21 protein-coding genes are annotated in these 19,310 nt (G+C 72.2%); 10 read left to right on the top strand and 11 right to left on the bottom strand.

The window, feature by feature from the left end; translation table 11 throughout:
• Positions 1-38: 38 nt before the first annotated feature.
• On the bottom strand, positions 39-1,082 hold the full coding sequence (locus LCG91_RS06045) for an MBL fold metallo-hydrolase (RefSeq protein WP_224442826.1): 1,044 nt from the start codon (positions 1,080-1,082) through the stop codon (positions 39-41).
• Between the two features lie 140 nt (positions 1,083-1,222).
• Between LCG91_RS06045 and LCG91_RS06040 the strand changes: the two genes are divergently transcribed.
• Positions 1,223-2,266, top strand: coding sequence for an ATP-dependent DNA ligase (locus LCG91_RS06040; RefSeq protein ID WP_058727394.1), 1,044 nt, complete (start codon positions 1,223-1,225; stop codon positions 2,264-2,266).
• 101 nt (positions 2,267-2,367) lie between these two features.
• On the top strand, positions 2,368-2,511 hold the full coding sequence (locus tag LCG91_RS06035) for a hypothetical protein (protein WP_161968408.1): 144 nt from the start codon (positions 2,368-2,370) through the stop codon (positions 2,509-2,511).
• Between the two features lie 12 nt (positions 2,512-2,523).
• Here the strand turns inward: LCG91_RS06035 and ligD are convergent, their stop codons facing one another.
• Complete coding sequence (gene ligD, locus LCG91_RS06030; protein ID WP_224442825.1) at positions 2,524-3,543, bottom strand: non-homologous end-joining DNA ligase; 1,020 nt, start codon at positions 3,541-3,543, stop codon at positions 2,524-2,526.
• Positions 3,544-3,803: 260 nt separating this feature from the next.
• Between ligD and LCG91_RS06025 the strand changes: the two genes are divergently transcribed.
• Genes LCG91_RS06025 through LCG91_RS06015 form a run of 3 tightly spaced genes read left to right on the top strand, consistent with a single transcriptional unit; the run spans position 3,804 to position 6,476 of the window.
• Positions 3,804-4,640: a DUF429 domain-containing protein gene (locus LCG91_RS06025; RefSeq protein WP_224442824.1), complete on the top strand. Its 837-nt coding sequence runs from the start codon at positions 3,804-3,806 to the stop codon at positions 4,638-4,640.
• Positions 4,641-4,650: 10 nt separating this feature from the next.
• On the top strand, positions 4,651-5,853 hold the full coding sequence (locus LCG91_RS06020; RefSeq protein ID WP_224442823.1) for a glycosyltransferase: 1,203 nt from the start codon (positions 4,651-4,653) through the stop codon (positions 5,851-5,853).
• Positions 5,850-6,476: a uracil-DNA glycosylase gene (locus LCG91_RS06015; protein WP_224442822.1), complete on the top strand. Its 627-nt coding sequence runs from the start codon at positions 5,850-5,852 to the stop codon at positions 6,474-6,476. The genes LCG91_RS06020 and LCG91_RS06015 overlap by 4 nt, the downstream gene beginning before the upstream one ends.
• Positions 6,477-6,665: 189 nt before the next feature.
• On the opposite strand, the gene LCG91_RS06010 is transcribed toward LCG91_RS06015, so the two are convergent.
• Positions 6,666-7,094: a DUF6892 domain-containing protein gene (locus tag LCG91_RS06010; RefSeq protein ID WP_058727390.1), complete on the bottom strand. Its 429-nt coding sequence runs from the start codon at positions 7,092-7,094 to the stop codon at positions 6,666-6,668.
• A gap of 124 nt (positions 7,095-7,218) precedes the next feature.
• Between LCG91_RS06010 and LCG91_RS06005 the strand changes: the two genes are divergently transcribed.
• Both LCG91_RS06005 and LCG91_RS06000 read left to right on the top strand, forming a co-directional pair.
• Entirely contained in the window at positions 7,219-8,781 is a 1,563-nt protein-coding gene (locus LCG91_RS06005; protein WP_224442821.1) for an APC family permease, read from the top strand.
• Positions 8,782-9,051: 270 nt separating this feature from the next.
• Positions 9,052-9,666, top strand: a complete 615-nt coding sequence (locus tag LCG91_RS06000) for a hypothetical protein (protein ID WP_058749542.1) — start codon at positions 9,052-9,054, stop codon at positions 9,664-9,666.
• A 2-nt stretch (positions 9,667-9,668) separates the two neighbouring features.
• Here the strand turns inward: LCG91_RS06000 and LCG91_RS05995 are convergent, their stop codons facing one another.
• From LCG91_RS05995 to LCG91_RS05985, 3 genes are all read right to left on the bottom strand, one after another.
• Positions 9,669-10,109, bottom strand: coding sequence for a hypothetical protein (locus LCG91_RS05995; protein ID WP_058727388.1), 441 nt, complete (start codon positions 10,107-10,109; stop codon positions 9,669-9,671).
• 94 nt (positions 10,110-10,203) lie between these two features.
• Positions 10,204-10,593, bottom strand: a complete 390-nt coding sequence (locus tag LCG91_RS05990; protein ID WP_082688214.1) for a hypothetical protein — start codon at positions 10,591-10,593, stop codon at positions 10,204-10,206.
• Positions 10,594-10,763: 170 nt separating this feature from the next.
• A complete protein-coding gene (locus LCG91_RS05985; RefSeq protein WP_058727385.1) occupies positions 10,764-11,147 on the bottom strand; it encodes a MauE/DoxX family redox-associated membrane protein in 384 nt (127 codons plus the stop codon).
• Between the two features lie 113 nt (positions 11,148-11,260).
• Here LCG91_RS05985 and LCG91_RS05980 point away from each other — a divergent pair, with 113 nt between their 5' ends.
• Positions 11,261-11,593, top strand: coding sequence for a hypothetical protein (locus LCG91_RS05980; protein WP_224442820.1), 333 nt, complete (start codon positions 11,261-11,263; stop codon positions 11,591-11,593).
• Between the two features lie 126 nt (positions 11,594-11,719).
• Here the strand turns inward: LCG91_RS05980 and LCG91_RS05975 are convergent, their stop codons facing one another.
• The gene (locus tag LCG91_RS05975) at positions 11,720-12,211 is read right to left on the bottom strand and encodes a DUF427 domain-containing protein (RefSeq protein WP_224442819.1); all 492 of its coding nucleotides are present in this window, start codon (positions 12,209-12,211) and stop codon (positions 11,720-11,722) included.
• Positions 12,212-12,257: 46 nt separating this feature from the next.
• Between LCG91_RS05975 and LCG91_RS05970 the strand changes: the two genes are divergently transcribed.
• Entirely contained in the window at positions 12,258-13,667 is a 1,410-nt protein-coding gene (locus LCG91_RS05970) for an amino acid permease (RefSeq protein ID WP_224442818.1), read from the top strand.
• A gap of 64 nt (positions 13,668-13,731) precedes the next feature.
• Here the strand turns inward: LCG91_RS05970 and LCG91_RS05965 are convergent, their stop codons facing one another.
• The 4 genes from LCG91_RS05965 to LCG91_RS05950 all read right to left on the bottom strand — a co-directional run bounded on the left by LCG91_RS05965 (position 13,732) and on the right by LCG91_RS05950 (position 15,550).
• Positions 13,732-14,088, bottom strand: a complete 357-nt coding sequence (locus LCG91_RS05965) for a hypothetical protein (RefSeq protein ID WP_224442817.1) — start codon at positions 14,086-14,088, stop codon at positions 13,732-13,734.
• A gap of 16 nt (positions 14,089-14,104) precedes the next feature.
• Positions 14,105-14,410, bottom strand: coding sequence for a hypothetical protein (locus tag LCG91_RS05960; protein WP_224442816.1), 306 nt, complete (start codon positions 14,408-14,410; stop codon positions 14,105-14,107).
• 65 nt (positions 14,411-14,475) lie between these two features.
• A complete protein-coding gene (locus LCG91_RS05955) occupies positions 14,476-14,925 on the bottom strand; it encodes a BLUF domain-containing protein (RefSeq protein ID WP_058727380.1) in 450 nt (149 codons plus the stop codon).
• A 64-nt stretch (positions 14,926-14,989) separates the two neighbouring features.
• A complete protein-coding gene (locus tag LCG91_RS05950) occupies positions 14,990-15,550 on the bottom strand; it encodes a hypothetical protein (protein ID WP_152998908.1) in 561 nt (186 codons plus the stop codon).
• A gap of 94 nt (positions 15,551-15,644) precedes the next feature.
• Between LCG91_RS05950 and LCG91_RS05945 the strand changes: the two genes are divergently transcribed.
• A complete protein-coding gene (locus LCG91_RS05945) occupies positions 15,645-19,001 on the top strand; it encodes a DEAD/DEAH box helicase (protein ID WP_161968834.1) in 3,357 nt (1,118 codons plus the stop codon).
• The last annotated feature ends 309 nt before the right edge of the window (positions 19,002-19,310 follow it).

Below are 19,310 nucleotides of genomic sequence, written 5' to 3'. Positions count from 1 at the left end.
ACCGCCGGTGGTCCGGCACCGCCGGTCGTCGCCGGTGCTCAGGCGGGACGGATCTCGTCCGCCCGTCCGAGCAGGTCCGCGTGGAAGGCCGTCTGCGTCAGTGCGCTCGCGAGCAGGAACCCCGTCATCGCGTCGATCCCGCCGCTGAACGGCACGCGGGACGCCACCTCGAACAGGGTCGGTGCCGTCAGGGTGTCGAGCGCTGCGGCGACGTGCCGGGCGCGCTCCTCGCGGTGCCGGGCGAGCGTCCGAGCACGCGACACGACGTCCCGGAAGCGGTACTCGTGCCCGGGGCAGACCTCGAGGCCCGCGGACGGTTCGAGCCGCGCGAGCGAGGCCAGGTAATCGCCGAGCGGGTTCGTCGCGGTCCGGCCTCCGAGGCCGATGCCCGGGTTGATGCGCGGCAGCACGTGGTCGCCGGTGAACAGCAGCCCGTCGGACTCGTCGACGAGGCAGAGGTGCCCGGCGGTGTGCCCCGGTGTCCAGAGCGCCCGGACCGCGCGCCCGGCGATCGGCAGCACGTCGCCGTCCTCGACGAACACGTCGGCGAGCGGTTCCTCGGTCCGCCCGAGCCCCATCCGTCGCCCGCTCCCCCAGGTGGCGACCACGCCGGCGACCAGCGCGTCGGGCAGCCCCCACCGGGCGATGTCGGCGTCGTTCGCCGCGGCGTCCTCGCGCTCCCGGTGCAGGGCCTCGACCTCGAGCCGGTGCATCGCGACCCGGGCCCCGCTCGCACGTCGGAGCGCGGCGGCAGCGCCGAGGTGGTCGGCGTGCAGGTGCGTCACGACGACGAGGCCGACCTGGTCGACGGACCGCCCGATCGCCGCGAGCCCTGCCCGGAGCACCCCGAGGTCGTCGTCCTCGGCCCAGCCGGGGTCGACCACGGTGAGTGTCCCGTCCGTCCCCTCGAGCACGTAGGACAGGGTCGCGTCCGGCACACCTCCGCGGAACGGCACCGCGATCGTCCAGATGCCAGGGCGGACCTGCTCGACGGGCGGCAGCACGCCGGCGCGGAGCGCGGCGGCCTGCACGGGGCTGATCGGTTCCGGTGCCGGCGCTGCCGGCGGGGGCACGGTCGTCACGCGACCACCCTAGGGCCGGGCGGGCGTGCCGGGGCCTTGCCGCGCCTCCCGGCCGGACCACGAGCAGAGCGGAGCGGAGCTACCGAGCCGAGCCGCGCCTCCCGGCCGCCCACCGGAGCACCCGCGAGTAGACAGGCCGCATGGAGATCGCACCGATGCTCGCCAAGGCCGTCGCCACCGTGCCCGACCCGGACAGCGTCCGCGGCGGCCTGCGGTACGAGCCGAAGTGGGACGGCTTCCGCGGGATCGTCACGGTCGACGGCGACGACGTCACCATCGGCAGCCGCGGGTCGAAGCCGCTGACCCGGTACTTCCCGGAGCTCGTCGAGGCCTTCCGCGCGCAGTTCGGCGGACGCGAGCACCCGGTCGTGGTCGACGGCGAGGTGGTGCTGCGGAGCGGCGAGCGGGGCGCCGAGCACCTCGACTGGGAGGCCCTGTCGCAGCGCATCCACCCCGCCGAGTCGCGGATCCGGAAGCTCAGCGTCGAGACCCCGGCGCAGTTCGTCGCGTTCGACCTGCTGGCCGCCGACGGCGAGGAGCTCCTCGTCCTGCCGTTCGACGAACGGCGTGCGCGGCTCGAGGCCCTCGCGGACGGCATGACCGACCCGCTGTTCGTCACCCGGACCACGCTCGACGTCGACCTCGCCCGGGAGTGGCTCACCACGTTCGAGGGCGCCGGGCTCGACGGCGTCGTCGCGAAGCCGCGGGCGAAGGCCTACGAGCCGAACAAGCGCACCATGCTCAAGGTGAAGCACCACCGGACCGCCGACGTCGTCGCGATCGGGTACCGCGTGCACAAGAGCGGCAGCGGGGTCGGCTCGCTGCTCGTCGGGCTGTACGACGCGGACGGCGAGATCCGGCAGGTCGGCGGCGTCTCCGCCTTCACCGACCGTCGTCGCCAGCAGTTGGTCGAGGAACTCGAGCCCGTCGTGCTCCGCGATGCGGACGGGAGGCCCGTCACAGGTGACGGGGAACGGTCGCGGTTCTCGTCGGGTCGCGACACGTCGTTCGTCCGGCTCGAACCGTCGCGCGTGCTCGAGGTGCGGTACGACCAGATGGAGGGCGACCGGTTCCGGCACACAGTGCAGTTCGAGCGGTGGCGGCCGGATCGTGACGCGCGATCGTGCGGGTTCGAGCAGCTGGATGTCCCTTCTGCGTACGACCTCCGCGACGTCTTGTCCTAGCGCTTGCACCACCCGACGCTCGCCAATATGCTCGCAGTAGTTAGGCTAACTAGTGACTTCCGGACGGGGATCCGGAGGCGCGCAGGAGACGGGAGCGGGACATGATCATCGACGGCATCAGCGACGCCAACCGCGGCACCTGGTCCCGCCTGACGCGGCTGCACACGGCGAGCGTCACGCTCCCGATGCACACCAGCCGGGTCGCCAAGCCGGAGCAGCGCGCCGAGGACGTCGCCGCAGCCTGAACCGCTCAGGTGTCACGCCTTCTTCGCCCGTGACGGCTGCACGCGCGGCGGCTCACCGGGCATCTTCGGGAAGTCCGGCGGGAACGGCAGCTCGCCCAGTCCGTCCGCCAGGTCACGGTCCCACCACGCGAGCAGCGGGGCGAGGTCGCCCGGCTCCTCGTGCATGGTCTGCCACGGATCGCCGATGGTCGCCAGGCGCTCGGGCACCGTCCGCACCGTGAAGGTCGTCGGGTCCGCGCCGTCGAGCTCGTCCCAGGTGATCGGCGCCGACACACTGGCGTGGGCGAGGGCCCGCGGACTGTAGGCGCCGGCCATCGTGCGGTCGCGGTTCGCCTGGTTGAAGTCGACGAACACGCGCTGCCCGCGCTCCTCCTTCCACCACGCCGTCGTGACCCGGTCGGGCATCCGCCGCTCGAGCTCCCGCGCCGCCGCGATCACCGCGTGGCGGACGTCGAGGAACTCGTGGTCGGGGCGGATCGGGGCGAAGACGTGCAGGCCGCGGTTGCCGCTCGTCTTGATCCACGCCGTGAGCCCGACCTCGGCGAGCACCGTCCGGAGTTCGTGCGCGACCGGCACGGTGTCTCGGAAGTCCGTCCCCGGCTGCGGGTCGAGGTCGATGCGGAGCTGGTCCGGGTGGTCGCTGTCCTCGGCGCGGGAGGCCCACGGGTGGAACACGACGGTGTTCATCTGCACTGCCCAGACCGCGACCGCCGGCTCGTCGATCACGAGTTGCGGGTGCGACCGGCCGCTCGGGTAGGTCACCGTGACGTCGCGGACGTACCCGGGAGCGCCCTTCGGCGGGTTCTTCGAGAAGAACGACTCGCCGTCGATGCCCGAGCCGAACCGCTGCAGCGAGACCGGGCGGTCGCCGTTCGCCCGGACGAAGGGCTCACCCACGGCGACCAGGTACTCGGCGAGGTCGAGCTTCGTGATGCCCACCTCGGGGAAGAGGATGCGCGACGGGCTGCTGATCCGGACCTCCCGGTCGCCCTCTGGGCCCGGTACCGTCAGCGTCGTCGCCTCGCTCGCCATGCAGCGGACCGTACACGGCCGGCGCTCCGGTCGTCCCCGACTGCCGGCGCCGCCGTGCCTTGCCCCGCCCACCGTCGTCCCGCCGAGCGGGCCAGATCTGTCACGCTCGACGCCCCGGACCGACGAGTTCCGCCCGCTCGGCGCAGGACCGGCGACGTGTTCCACCCGCTCGGCGTCGGCGGACTGCCGCTCGGCGCGGCGAAGGGCCGTCGGTGACGGTCGTGGAGCCTCGACCGAGCGAGTCCGGGCACGATGGAGGGGTGACGGCGTACCTCGGGGTGGACCTGGCGTGGGGACTCGGCAGCGACCGGAAGCCCGCCAACGAGACCGGGCTCGTCGCGATGGACGACGACGGCACGATCACCGACGCCGGCTGGGCCCGCGGGGTCGAGGCTGTCACGGACTGGATCACCGCGCACCTCGGCCCTCGGACCCTGATCGCGGTCGACGCCTCCCTCGTGGTGACGAACCCCACCGGCATCCGCGAGGCCGAACGGCAGGTCGGACAGCGCTACGGCCGGTGGAAGGTCGCGGCGAACCCGACGAACCTGGCATCCGCGGCGAGCGCCGGCGCCCGGCTGCTCGACCGGCTGACGGATCTCGGCGTCGGGTACGTGTCCTCGACGGCGGCGATGCGGGAGCGCTCCGGACCGGCGGCGTTCGAGTGCTACCCGTACACGACGCTCGTGGGCGTCGAGGAGCTCGGCTACGACGAGGAGCGTCCACGGTACAAGCGCCTCGACCTGAAGCTCCCGGCCGCGGTCGCTCGGCAGCGGCGTGCCGAGGCCTTCGACGATCTGGTGCACCGGCTGCGCACGGCACCGCTCGACCCACCGCTGCTGCTCGACTCGCACCCGCTGACCGCCGGGCTCGCCGAACCCTCTGTGCTGCACGGGCCGACGCACAAGCACCGGGAGGACCTGCTCGACGGCGCCCTCTGTGCGTGGACCGCCGCGTTCTGGGAGCGGCACGGCGACGGGCGGGTGCAGGTGCTGGGAGGCGATCCGGGCCTCCCGTCCGACCCGCCGGACGAGGCGGGCCGCCGGCCCGCCGTGGTGGCGCCCGCCCGTGGGTCCCAGCGGCGGCCGCGCGGCTAGGCTCGACGCCGTGAGCACCACGACCGAACCCTTGCGCATCGGGCTGGTGTCGCTGCACACCTCCCCCGGCGACGAGCCCGGATCCGGCGAGGTCGGCGGCATGAACGTCGTCGTCCGGCACCAGGCCGAGGCCCTGGCCGACCGCGGCCACCAGGTCGAGATCATCACGCGGCGCTCGTCGCCGACCCAGCCGGACAGCGTGTCGCTCGTGCCGGGCGTGTGCCTGCGGTTCCTGTCCGCCGGACCCGCGCAGCCGGTGCCGAAGGGCGAGCACGACGCGTTCATCGAGCCGTTCCGGGTGGGTCTCGAGGAGCTCGGCCCGTACGACGTGCTGCACTCGCACCACTGGTTCTCCGGTGTCGCTGCACTGCCCTCGGCTCGCGAGCGGGGCATCCCGCACGTGCAGTCCTTCCACTCCATCGCCGCCGAGTCGGACACCCCGCTGTCCGAGGGCGAGCGTCCCGAGTCCGCCGGGCGTCCCGCCGGTGAGCGGATGCTGGCGCGCGAGTCCGACGCCGTGGTCGTGGTGTCGTCGGCCGAGGCAGCGACCGTCCGCACCCGCCTCGGCGGGGACGAGTCGCGCACCTGGATCGTCCCGCCGGGCGTGGACGGGTCCGTCTTCCGCCCCGCCGGCGCGGGTGCGCGCCGTGCCGAGACGCCCTACGTCGTCGCGGCAGCACGGGTGCAACCGCTGAAGGGGCTCGACCTGGCGATCGAGGCGGTCGCAGGCATCGGCCGGGAGGCCCGCCCCACCCTCGTCATCGCGGGCGACGCCTCGAGCGAGGCGGGCGACTACGTGGACGAACTGCGTCGGCTCGCCGCCGCGCACGGCATCGCCGACCGGGTGACGTTCATCGGCCCGCAGTCGCGTGCCGACCTGGCCTTCCTGTTCCGTGGCGCAGCGGCGGTGCTCGTGCCGTCGCACTCGGAGACGTACGGGCTCGTGGCGCTCGAGGGCTCCGCTTCCGGGGTGCCCGTCGTGGCAGCGGCTGCCGGTGGACTGCGCGAGGCCGTGGTCGACGGGGAGACCGGGGTCGTGCTCGAGTCGCGGGACCCGGGCGACTGGGCTGCGGAGATCGAGCGGATCCTGACCGACGACACCTACGCCGCCGGGCTCGCCGCCGCGGGTCGTGAGCACGCCGAGCGCCTGAGCTGGGAGCGCTCGGCCGCAGGACTCGAGGACGTCTACCGCCGGGTGCTCGGACGCTCGTGACGACGCTCGACCTCGGGGTCTTCTGGGCGGCACTCGATGCCGTCCCCGTGGCCGACGACGCCGAGGCGCTCTACACGACCGACTCGGCGGAGGGACGGCTGCGCCGGGCGAACCTGGCGTCCTACCTGGCGCACGTCGGCATCGGTGCCGACACGGTGCTCGTCGCCGAGGCCCCCGGCTGGCGCGGCATGACCAACACGGGCATCCCGTTCACGAGCATGCGGGAGCTCGGCACGCTCGGCTTCGACGTGCTGGTGCCGCCGGAGCCGACCGCGCCGTGGGAGGCCTCGTCGCGGGTCGTGCACGCGGCGCTGCAGGACTGGTCCGGGCCGCTCCCCCTGGCGTGGGCGATCTTCCCGCACCACCCGTTCGTCGCCGGCGACCGACTGACGAACCGGACGCCGAGGCCGGCCGAGGTGCGCTCGGGTGCTCCGGTCGCGCTCGCGCTGCTCGATGCCCTGGGTGCGGCTCGTGGCGCCGGACACCCGGTCCGGGTCGTCGCTGTCGGGCGGAAGGCCCAGGGTGCGCTCGCGCTGGCGGGCATCGACGCCGTGGGGGTGCGGCACCCGGCGCAGGGCGGTGCCGCGCAGTTCACCGAGCAGGTGCGGGCGCTGCAGCGGTAGGGCGGGGCACGCGGGCGCTGGGGGCAGCTCGTCCGCGCGCCGACATCGACATCGCACGTGTCGTTCGACGAGGACGATGTCGCACCGTACTCACGCATCCGGTGCGGGCGCATGGATCGACATTGCACGTGTCGTTCGTCGCGTGTGATGTTGCACGAGCTGTCGCTACCCGGGCGCACGGGCGCAGGATCAGGCGGAGCGGACCTCGACGCCCTTCGCAGCGAGGCGCTCGGTCACGTGCGCGGGCAGCGGCGCAGCGGCGTACACGGTCGTCAGCTCCGGGAGGTCGAGCACGTCGTCCCAGTTCTGCGGGTCGTACCGGTCGTCGGAACCGTCCCAGCCGGGGTGGACGTCCTGCAGGACCTCGAGGTCGGAGTCGACGGTGAGCTCCGTCACCAGCGCCAGGTGGGACGGCAACAGGTCGAGGTCGTCGTAGTACTCGCGGGCGCGGTCGTCCTGCCCCTCGACGTCGAGGTCCTCGCCGGCGTCCTCGTCCGCGTCACCGTCGTAGGGCTCGAGCACGTCGAGGTCGTAGCACAGGACGTCCAGCACGAGCAGCTTGGCGTTGAAGTCGGCGAACTCGACGGGTTCTTCGGTGGTGTCGGCATCGTCGTACATGTCCCGGAGCGTAGCGACCGGCGCCCGAGAGCGGCCGCGTGATCCGGGCAACGGGCGTGTTGCAGGCAGCGGCGATCTTCCTGTGAGAGTAGACAGAGTGCCATCCCTCGGGAAAGGCTGACGTATGACCACCACCAAGTCGGACGCGACGCAGCAGGAGCAACCCACGCTCAAGCGCGTCATCGGGCCCAAGCTGCTGCTGCTCTTCATCGTCGGCGACATCCTCGGGACGGGTGTCTACGCGTTGACCGGTCAGGTCGCCGCAGAGGTCGGCGGTGCCGCGTGGCTGCCCTTCCTCATCGCGTTCGCGGTCGCCCTGCTCACCGCGTTCTCGTACCTGGAGCTCGTGACGAAGTACCCGCAGACCGCGGGCGCCGCCCTCTACGTCCACAAGGCGTTCGGCATCCACTTCGTCACCTTCATCGTCACGTTCATCGTGATGTGCTCCGGCATCACGTCGGCGAGCACGGCGTCGCGGGCCTTCGCAGCCAACCTCGGCGCGGGCTTCGGTCTCGAACTGCCGAACGGCGTCGTGATGCTCATCGCGATGGGGTTCATGCTCGCGGTGATGGCGGTCAACTTCCGCGGTGTGAGCGAGAGCGTCAAGACGAACGTCGTGCTCACCCTGGTGGAGCTGTCCGGTCTGGTGATGGTGATCCTCATCGGGTTCTGGGCGATCGCCGGCGGCAACGCGGACTTCTCGCGTGTGGTGATGTTCGACACCCCCGAGGACAAGACACTGCTGCTGTCGGTGTCCACCGCGACCTCGCTGGCGTTCTTCGCGATGGTCGGCTTCGAGGACTCGGTGAACATGGCCGAGGAGACCAAGGACCCATCGCGGATCTTCCCGAAGGTGATGCTCACCGGCCTGGGCATCACGGCGGTCATCTACGTGCTCGTGTCGATCTGCGCCGTCGCCGTCGTGCCGATCGGCGAGCTCGCCGGCAACGAGACCCCGCTCGTCACGGTCGTGCAGACCGCGGCGCCGGACTTCCCCATCGCCGACCTGCTGCCGTTCATCTCGATGTTCGCGGTCGCCAACACGGCGCTGATCAACATGATGATGGCGTCCCGACTGCTGTACGGCATGAGCAAGCAGGGCGTGCTGCCCGGGTTCCTGTCGCGGGTCTCGCCGGCCCGTCGCACCCCCTCGACCGCGATCGTCTTCACCACCCTCATCTCGCTCCTGCTCATCGGGTGGGTCTCGCTCGACCCGGACTCCCCCATCGTTGTGGTCCTCGGCGGCACGACGTCGCTGCTCCTGCTCTCGGTCTTCGCGGTCGTGAACCTGTCGGTGCTCGTGCTCCGCCGCGATCACGTCGGGCACAAGCACTTCCGGGCCGGCGTCGTGATCCCGGTGATCGGCGTCGTGACCTGTCTCTGGCTGGTGCTGCCGTTCTCGTCCGGTCGTGACCCGCAGCAGTACCAGATCGCCGGCGCGCTGCTCGGACTCGGCGTCCTGCTGTGGCTCCTCACCTGGTTCACGCACGGTCGCAAGCAGACCCAGAAGGCACCGACCGGCCTGGTCACCGAGCCGACCGCGGTCATCCGACCGGGGACCGGACACCGCCACCACGAGGACGGGGACCGCACCGAGCGCGTCGACAGCGTCGACGGCGCCGAGCGCATCGACGGCCAGCACGACGGGCAGCACGACGGGCGGCGCGTCGACCGGCGGGACGGCTGATGGACGCGAGCGAGATCATCTTCGCGGTCTCCATCGGGACGATCGTCCTGATCTCGCTGTCGATGGCCTTCCGCGACGGGCGGAAGCGCGACTGAGCAGCGGACGAACGGGCCGACGTGCGGGGAGCCGAACGCAGGCGGGCAGCGGTCCCGGCCGCCGACACCCCCGATCGGGCGGCTGCGGTTCCCAGCCGGTGACCGTACGCTCGTCGTGCCCTGCACCCGTCCGTCCGGCTCTCCGGAGGGACCACCCGCCCGGAAGGACCCCGACATGCGCCGCGCCGGCATCACCATCGCCTCGGTGTTCGGGGCAGGCGTGGTCGCAGCCGTCATCGGGGTCGTCGTGGTCGTCGTCATCGCGGTGCACTCGCTGACCGGCGCCGCGAAGTCCGTCTCCGCCGAACCAGCGTGCCCCGACGTCGCCTCGCGGACGGTCGGCGGGATCGTGGTGCCCGCGGGCCCCGTCGCCGGCTTCTGCCAGGACCGCCTGGTGAACGCGGCCTACGTCATCGAGGCCGCACAGGCACTCGGCATCGGCCCGCACACCCAGGCCGTCGGCGTGATGACCGCGATCGGTGAGTCGAGCCTGGTGAACCTCGACCACGGGGACGCCGTCGGACCGGACAGCCGCGGGCTCTTCCAGCAGCGCGACAACGGCGCGTGGGGCACGTACGAGCAGCGGATGGACCCCTACACCGCCGCGACGATGTTCTACACGAAGCTCGTCAAGACGCCGGGGTGGAAGACCATGACCCCGACGCAGATGGCGCACGCGGTGCAGATCAACGCGGACCCGGACCACTACGCGAAGTTCTGGCCGGAGGCGAAGGCCGTCGTCGAGGGACTGACGGGGCAGACCGTGCCCGACACCGCTCCGCAGGGCTGAGGTCACCGCAGCACCGGCCCGAGTTCCTCGGCGTCGTGGAGCTCGACCATCGACGCTCCCGTGGCGTTCACCACGACCTGCCCGCGCAGGCGCACCGCCCGCTCCGCGAAGGCGCACGCGCAGGCGTCGATCCATTCCCAGTCGACCGGGAACAGCTGCGTCTCGCCCGGCCGTTCCCACGCCAGCACGACCTCGGCCGCGGCGTTGTCGACGCAGACCTCGGCGACGAGCGTGGCGAAGTCCTCGACGTGCTCGTCCGGCTGCAGCGGCAGATCGGACACGGGCAGCAGGAACGGCACCGGGACGGCCCGCTCGTCGAGGAAGAGCACCCAGCACTGCCTCCGGATCGGGCGTCCGACGACGCCGGAGACGAGCGCGACGACGTCGGCGTCGGTCCGGGCGGACGTGGTGAACAGCTGGTCGAGCAGATCGGTTCCTGACATGCTCCGAGCCTGCGGGACGAACTCGCTCGGCAGCAGCGCCGATCGATGATCTGTGGACGCACGCGCGGCGACGACTGCCTGTGCAGGAGGACGGTCAGAACCCGTGCTGGACCGCAGCGTCGACGAGCAGCAACGCGGCGAAGAACACGACGACCTGCGCCGCGATCCCGACGAGTGCCAGGGGCCAGGCGAGGCGTCGACGGACGAGCCGCAGCACGCATCCGACGACCATGCCGACGAGCACCAGGGCGACGAGGACCGGCCCGACGGTCACGACCCCGGTGCCGAGGCCGGCGTCGCAGGTGTTGCCCGGGGCGGCGCACGAGTGGAACGCCAGCGACAGGAACACGATGCCGCCACCGGCGGCCACCGACTCGACCGCGAGCAGGGCGAGCAGCAGCACCGTGGCGACCACGTCGACGACGTGACGGGGCGTGCGGGCGGCGAGTCGTGCCTCCCGGCCGGACGATGCCGGCGACGACACGGACGACGCAGACGCAGACGCAGACGCAGACGCAGACACACTCGACACTGGCGACCCCGACGACGAAGCCGACACCGACGACGAAGCCGACACCGCCGCAGCAGCCGATCCGGCCACGTCGACGGACCCGGACGTCACGTCCGGGTCCTGCGACGCAGCCGGGGCGGACATCAGCGGGACCCGGACCCTCGCGTCGACCAGAGCGCCGCCCAGATGAGCAGCGGCTGCCCGAACAAGCGGGCGACGCGCTTCTCGTCGGTGTCGAGCCCGAACGCGTCGCGGCGGTTGACCCACTGCGACAGGTTCCCCGGGAAGATCACCGTGAAGAACAGCGCCGCGATCGTCCCGACGGTCTTCCGGCGCCGACGCGGCGTGAACAGGAGCGCGCTCCCGAGCCCGATCTCCGCCACGCCCGAGGCCAGCACCGTCGTGTCCGTGTCGAGCGGCACGAAGTCCGGCACCTGGGCCCGGAAGTCGCGACGGGCGAAGGTGAGGTGGCTGGTGCCCGCGAAGACGAGCGCGGCACCGAGGAGGACACGGACGAAGGAACGCATGCCCCCATCGTGCTCGCTCGTTCGACAGCCGTCCGGCGCGTCGCAGAGCAGCGCGCAACGCGGCGGTCCACGTCGGCGCGCACGACGCACGTCACCTCGGTAGGTTCGGACCCATGGCAGCAGGCGCTCGCGACCACGAACCGCCCGCCGTCCTGGCGACCGTCGCCGTGCTGCTCGCTCCCCTCTCGCTCTGGATGGGGATCATCGTGCCTGCCGCCGACATGGCGCGGCACGTCACCCTCGAGCTCGTGTTCGGCGTCGTCTGCGTCCTCTGTGGTCTCCGTGCCGCGCACCTCGCCGGGCGCCGCCGCGCGGTGCGCGTCTGGGCGTGGATCGGCCTGGTGCTCGGGGCACTCGGCCTGGTGATGATGGGCTGGCAGCTGCTCACCTTCGCGACGGACGGGGCCTTCCCGCCGCCATTCTGGTCGCCCTACGCGCGCCGCTGACGGCGGCTGGGCACCGCTCGACGACGGCCTGGAGGACCGGGGCGCGTCCGCCCCGCCGGTCCGGCTCCGCTCGGCCCGACGCTGCTCCGTCCGACCCGGCGCGGTCCGGCGCGGGCCGGCGCGTGGTCACCAGCCGAGCGTGCCCGGCCCGCCCTTGAAGGGTCCGACCACCCGCGAGGTGATCCACCCGCCGTAGAAGTCACCCTCCTGCGCCTGCACGACCTCGCCGCCGACCTCGCACGAGTCCACCGCCGACGGGTAGATCGCCACCCGGTCGCGGAGGTCCTCGTACCCGGGCTCCGGCGTCGGGTAGTTCCACGCCGCCCGGGGCGCGACGACCCCGTCCCCGCCGACCACGTCGAAGTAGCGCGCACGCCCCTTGAACTCGCACATGCTCGACCCCTGCGCCGGACGCAGCTCGAGCCCCGCCATCGGGACGTAGTACACCGGCGGGTGCGAGGTCTCGAGCACCCGGACGGCGTCGGTCGTGTCGACCACGGCCCTCCCGCCGAGCCGCACGACGACGCGGTCGCGGACCGCCTCGACGGCAGGAGGACGCGGGTAGTCCCAGACGGACTCCTGGCCGGGACCGGGTTCGACACGAGCAGCTCGATGCATGCAGCCGGGTCTACCACCGCCGCCGCAGAAGGAGCAGAGTGGGCGCGTGACGACGACGACACAGGGGATCTTCCGGCGGAAGCCCATCGACACGATCGACGACGGGCCCGAGGGCGAGGGCGGTCTGAAACGGCACCTCGGCCTCTGGCAGCTCACGGCCATCGGCATCGGCGGCATCATCGGCGCGGGCATCTTCACCCTCGCCGGCACCGTCGCGAACGGCGTCGCCGGCCCCGCCGTCCTCATCAGCTTCCTCATCGCGGGGGTCGCCAGCGCCGCGGCTGCACTGTCGTACGCGGAGTTCGCCGGGCTCATCCCGAAGGCCGGCAGCGCCTACACGTACGGGTACGCCGTGCTCGGCGAGGTCGTCGGGTGGTTCATCGGCTGGGACCTGCTGCTCGAGTACACCGCGATCGTCGCCGTCGTCGCGATCGGCATCTCCGGCTACGTCGGGTTCCTGGTCGGGCAGTTCGGCGTCGACCTGCCCGCGTGGATGCTCGGCGCGCCAGGGACCGGGGACGGCCACGTCGTCGACGTGTTCGCGATCCTGCTCTGCCTGCTCACCGCGTTCGTCCTGACCCGGGGCATCCGCAGCGCCGCACGCTTCGAACTCGTCGCCGTCGCGATCAAGGTCGGCCTCGTCGTGCTCATCGTCGTGCTCGGGGTGTTCCACATCAACAGCGCGAACTACTCGCCGTACTTCCCGTTCGGCTTCGGCGGGGTGATGACCGGCGCCGCCACGGTGTTCTTCGCCGTGTTCGGCTACGACGCCATGTCGACCGCCGCCGAGGAGTCCACCGACGCGCGGAAGCACATGCCGAAGGCGATCCTGCTGTCGCTCGGCATCGCGATGGTGCTCTACGTCCTGGCGACGCTCGTGCTCACCGGCATGCAGAAGTACACCGACATCGACCCCGCCTCGGGGTTCTCGTCGGCGTTCGCGTCGGTCGGGCTCGGCGGGGTCGCGAACGTCATCGCAATCGGGGCCATCGTCGGCATCGTGACCGTGCTCGTGACGTTCATGCTCGGAGCCTCGCGCGTCTGGTTCTCGATGAGCCGCGACGGGCTCATGCCGAAGTGGTTCGCGAAGACCGACCCGAAGCGGCACGTGCCGACCCGGGTGACGTGGATCCTCGGCATCGCGTCGGCGGTGCTCGCGGGGGTGCTGCCGATCGGCGTCGTCGCGGAGCTGACGAACATCGGGATCCTGCTCGCGTTCGTGGTCGTCTGCTCGGCGGTGATCGTGCTGCGCTACCGGCAGCCCGACCTCGACCGGCAGTTCCGGCTCCCGTTCATGCCCGTCGTGCCGATCATCGGGGTCGTCGCCTCGCTGTGGCTCGTGACGTTCCTGCAGTGGGAGACGTGGGTGCGCTTCGCGATCTGGTTCGCCATCGGACTCGGGGTGTACTTCGGGTACTCGCGGAAGCACAGCAAGCTGGCTGTGGAGCAACGCTGAACCTCGCGCACAGAGGGCGACGGCGCGCGTCCTCTCGCCAGGAGAGCACGCGCGCCGCCGGGCTCTAGTCCAGCCAGCGGACCTCCTCCGGCTGGCGCACGAGTCCGTCCGCCCAGTCGACGTCCTTCGGCACCCCGTCGCCCGACGGGGCCGTGATGTCGGACACCCACGCCTCCGTCGCGAGCCACTGCGGCGTCTCGCCACCGAACAACGCCGAGTACTCCTGCAGTGGGTAGCGCCGACCGAGTACCGGACCACCTGGACGGTCGCGGTAGAGCACGACCGCGACGTCCGGACGCTGGACGCCGCCGGCGACCCACTCCATGCCGTCGCGCAGGAGGTCGCTGTCCTGGAAGCGGGCTCGCACAGCGGCCACGAACTCGTTCGCGAACGCCTCGTCGACCGTCTGGGAATCGCTCATCACTCCCCGTCCGGCGCTACTCCGCCACCACCCACACGTGCTGCGCCTGCCACCCCTCGGGCACCGTGTTCCGGTACGCCGCCAGCGCCGCCTCGTAGTTCGGCCCCGACGCCTCGTGCTCCCGCGTCTCCGTCGAGCGTGCGGTCGCCTTGATCGTGGTCTCCCCCGTCGCCTTGCTCTCGACCGCGTTCGTCTGCGTCAGCTCGAACCCGTCCAGGTCGAGTGCGGCGATCGCTGCCTCCTTGGCGGCCACGACGGAGTCGGCGTAGCCCTCGGCCTCACGCGTCTCGGTCGAGCGGATCATGCCTCGCAGTGTCGTCACCGGACCAGTATGGACCGACGACCCGCCGCCCCCGGACCAGCCGCTCCACCGGTGGTCAGCCCGACTCAGGCGTCACGCCGGTGCTTGCCCTTGGCCGCGGTCGGGTCCGCCATGGGGTGGTTCCGGAACCACCGCAGCAGCTCGCGGGGCCGGCTCTGGTCGGCGCTCTGGTCGCCCTGGTCGAGGAACGTGCTGAACCCTTCGGGCACCTCGACACCGTCGGTCTCGCGGTCGTACGCCATCGACCAATCCGGGAACCGCCGCGTGTGGATCGACTCCTCGACGAGCAGCCGGACCTCGTCGTGCCGCTCGTCCGCGACGATCCGCGCGTAGGTCGCCATCACGGCGTCGTACGGCCCCTCGAGCAGCTGCATGAACCGCCCACCACGGTGCACGAGCATGCCGGTCAGGCCGTCGGCGGTGTTCCGCGTCCGGGCGTGTTCGAGCACCGCCTCGAGCTCACCCTCGTCGAAGGGCTCGGTGGCGGAACTCATGTAGACCAGCGACTGCAGCACGCATCGATCCTGCACCTGAGCCGCTGTCAGCGACGCCCCCAGAACGGGACGCGGACACGCTCCGTCAGGCGAGCGGCGTCCAGTCGAGGACCTGGCCGTCCTCGCTGCACCACGTGGTCGTCGAGTCCCCGCCGCCGGTCTTCGACCAGGTCGGCGACCACCACGCAGCGTCAATCTCGTGCTGCTTGGGGAAGGTCCCGACGATGGTGCCCGCCGACGTGTCCGGTTCGCCGGGCACCGGCGCGACCTCGAGCGTGTCCGGGTCCAACCACCCGTAGGCCGTGCCGCTGATGCTGTCGAACTCGATGAGCATCGTGACGTGCTCGTCCTGCGCCGCGGTGCCGAGCTGCACCTGGTACTCCTGTCGCACCCCTTCATCGACCGTCGGCACGCCGGACCACTCGACGCGGTAGGCGTCCGCTGTCTCCTCGATCGACACCGAGCCGGTGCCGGAGGACAGGTCGCACGACGCCTTGCCGGGCGTCGCCGCCGTCGTTGCGGTCGCGCTCGGTGCCGGGGCCTCGGCCGACTGCGAACCCGTGCCCAGCACGCTGCACCCTGACAGGGCGACGACCGTCGCCACCGCCCCTGCCACCACGGCTCCGCCGCGCACTACGTTCCCCATGCGATCCCCTCGTGTCGCGCGCCGTCCGGCGCCCGCCCACGCTAGCAGCGGAGGGCCAGCAGCGGAGGTCGGTGGCGACTGGCAGCATGGTGACGTGCCCGCTGCCCCGATGATCGACGCCGTCGACGTCATCCGCTTCGTCGGGCCGCAGACCTTCGGCCGCGCCCGCGACGTCGTCCGCGCCGGTCTGGTCGAGGACGCCACCTGGCACGACGACGACGGCACGGTCACCGCGACCGTCTCCGGATCCGCCGACGACCCGTACGAGCTCCGCGTCGAGACGACCGTCGCCCGCGGCGAGTTCGTCCGCCCCGTCCGCAGCACCTGCTCCTGTCCCCTCGGCGGCGACTGCAAGCACGTCGCCGCCGCGCTCCTCACCATCAACGCGCGGGCCCTCGCCGCCGAGCCCCGGGCAGCGACGCCGCCGCCCGCTCCGCCCATCCCGGACTGGAGGCTCGACCTCGCCCGCCTCGCCGGTGACGACGACCAGGTGGTCGCCCCGCAGGGCACGCCGATGGGTCTGCAGTTCGAGTTGCGCGACGCGGTCCCCGCCGCGCTCGCCTCACGTGCGCGAGCAGCCGGTCGGGCGCTCCCGTCGCGCGCACGCAGCGTGCGGCTCGGCGTCCGACCGGTCACCCGCAGTGCCGCCGGCAACTGGGTCCGCGGGCAGCTCACCTGGGGCACGCTCCCCTACTCGATGAACCGACTCGGCATCGCGCCCGAGCAGCACGCCTGGTTCCTGCAGTTCTCCGCGCTGCACCGCGCCGGCCAGCTCGCGGGACTGCCGGGCGAGAGCGACTGGATCCACCTCGACGACTTCGGCAGCCCGCTGCTCTGGCCGCTCCTGCAGCAGGCGGCAGGCCTGGGCATCGCCTTCGTCACCGGCAAGCGCGAGGGCGGCGCGGTCCTCGGGGCCGAGGCCCGCGTGCTCCTCGACGCAGCCCGTCACGACGGGGCGCTGGTCATCGGCGCGAGCGCCGTCGTCGACGGACGTCCGGTGCCCGAGGGGTCGGCGCGCACGATCGGCGACCACGGCGTCTACGCCTTCCGCGAGAGCCCCGAGTTCCACGTCACCCTCGCGCCGACCGCCACGCCCGTCCCGGCGGACCAGCGCCGGATGCTCGTCGAGGGCGCGCGCATCACCGTCCCGCCGGAGTCGGTCGACGAGTTCCTGGCCGACTGGTCGCCGCGGCTCCGCGGCGCACTCGGCCTCGTCAGCTCCGACGGCTCGGTGGAGCTCCCCGAGCGGACCCCGCCCGAGCTCGTGCTGACGGCGACCTTCGAGCCCGCCCGGGCACCGCGCACCGACGACCGCCTGCACCTGCAGTGGCGGTGGCACGTCGACGGGCGGAAGGACCCGGTCGCCCTGCACGGCCCGCTCCCCGACCTGTCGGGCGTGCGTGCCGCGGACGACCCGGCCGAGCCCTCGACGCAGGCCGACGACGGCGGGCGATCCGCGCCTCCCGGCCCTGGTGGCGGTCTCGCCTGGTTCGAGGACGGCACGGTCGACGGTGCGGACGTCGCCGTCTTCGCGACGGAGCTGCTGCCGGCCCTGCCCGCGCACGGCGTCCGGACGGTCGTGCAGGGCGAACCGGGCGACCACGAGCGGCTGACCGGCCGGCCGCACATCCGCGTCACGACGATGCCGTCCGAGAAGCACGACTGGTTCGACCTCGGCATCTTCGTCACCGTGAACGGGCGGCAGATCCCGTTCACCCCGCTGCTCCGGGCGCTGGCGAAGCGCGACCGCCGCATGAAGCTCATCGACGGGTCGTACCTGTCGCTGGCCGACCCGACGTTCGACCGGCTCAAGGAGCTCATCGAGGAGGCGCGCGAACTCGACGAGTGGGAGCCCGACCAGGCCCTGACCGTGACCCCGCTGCAGGCCGGGCTGTGGTCCGAGTTCGACCAGCTCGCCGACGAGACCGAGCACGACGAGCGCTGGCAGCGGATCGCAGCGGGCCTGCTCGACGCTGCGCCGCCGGACGAGGTCCCCGTTCCCGAGACCGTGCACGCCGAGCTCCGGCCGTACCAGCACGCCGGCTACGCGTGGCTCCGGTTCCTGCGCGAGCACGGCATCGGTGGGGTGCTCGCGGACGACATGGGCCTCGGCAAGACCCTGCAGGTGCTCGCGATGATCGCCGCCGCCCGCGAGGCCGAGCCCGACGCACCGCCGTTCCTCGTCGTCGCGCCGACGTCGGTCGTCGGCAACTGGGCGGACGAGGCAGCACGCTTCACCCCGACGCTCCGCGTGACCACCGTCACGGCGACCTCGCTCAAGAACCACGCCCGGGTCGCCCGTGCCGCCGCAGCGTCGGACGTCGTCGTGACGTCCTACGCCCTGCTGCGCCTCGACGCGGCCGAGTACACCGGGTTGTCCTGGTCCGCACTCGTGCTCGACGAGGCGCAGTTCGTGAAGAACCCGCAATCGCAGACCCACCGCGTCGCGGCCGACCTGCCCGCGCCGGTGAAGTTCGCGATCACCGGCACGCCGCTCGAGAACGGGCTGACCGACCTCTGGGCATTGTTCCACGTCGTCGCGCCCGGACTGCTGTCGTCGTGGTCGCGCTTCGGAGACGACTACGTCAAGCCGCTCGGCTCCCCCGACCTCCGCGGGGACGCCCGCAAGGAACTCACGGCCCGACTGCGGCGTCGGATCCGCCCGCTCATGCTCCGGCGGACGAAGGAGAGCGTCGCCGCCGACCTGCCTCCGAAGCAGGAACAGGTCGTCCGGGTGACGCTCGACCCGGCGCACCGCGCGCTCTACGAGACGACCCTGAACCGGGAGCGCCTGAAGGTCCTCGACCTCATCGACGACCTGGCGCGCAACCGGATGATCGTCTTCCGGTCGCTGACGCTCCTCCGGATGCTCGCGCTCTCCCCGGCACTCGTGCACCAGGCGGACCAGGGCGCCGACGTCGCCGCCGCGCCCACGGAACAGATCCCCTCGGCGAAGCTCGACCTGCTACTCGACGAGCTCGAACAGCTCGCCGCCGAGGGCCGCCGCGCCCTGGTGTTCAGCCAGTTCACGACGTTCCTGCGGATGGTCGCCGAGGCGCTCGACGCCCGCGGCATCGGCTACGAGTACCTCGACGGGTCGACCCGGAAGCGCCCGCAGGTCATCGACCGCTTCCGGACCGGCAGCGCGCCCGCGTTCCTCATCTCGCTGAAGGCCGGCGGCTTCGGGCTGACCCTGACCGAGGCGGACACCGTCTTCGTGCTCGACCCGTGGTGGAACCCGGCCGCCGAGTCGCAGGCGGTGGACCGGACGCACCGCATCGGACAGACCCGGTCAGTGAACGTGCAGCGCTTCATCGCCGAGGACACCATCGAGGAGAAGGTCCTCGCCCTCGCGGCCAAGAAGGCAGAGCTCTTCGCGACCATGATCGACGACGACGCCCTGTTCGCCGACGACCTGACCGCCGAGGACATCCGGTCCCTGCTCACCTGAGCGGCGACATACGAACTCCTTCGTGACCGGGTGCCTGCGCCGGTACCGTCGCCGCATGTTCGTCGAACCCAGCCGCTCCGCTCAGCCGCGTCCCGCGCCGACGACCCCGGTCGTGGACCTCCTCCCACCGCCCCCTGCCGAGCCCGACAACGAGCCGGACGTCGGGTCCCACACCGATCTCGAGCCCCCGCGAACCGGAGTCGTCCGGCACGACCGCACCACGGCGACGTCCACGTTCCGCCTGCGCAACGGCGCCGAGATCAACCTCGGCGGGTCCTTCGGCGGCAGCCGAGGTGTCTGGTCGAACGG

Origin of the sequence: Curtobacterium sp. TXMA1 (genome assembly GCF_020162095.1) — a bacterium.
Taxonomy (GTDB): domain Bacteria; phylum Actinomycetota; class Actinomycetes; order Actinomycetales; family Microbacteriaceae; genus Curtobacterium.
Note: the sequence above shows the minus strand (reverse complement) of the source record. Positions and strands in the feature narration are given on the sequence as shown.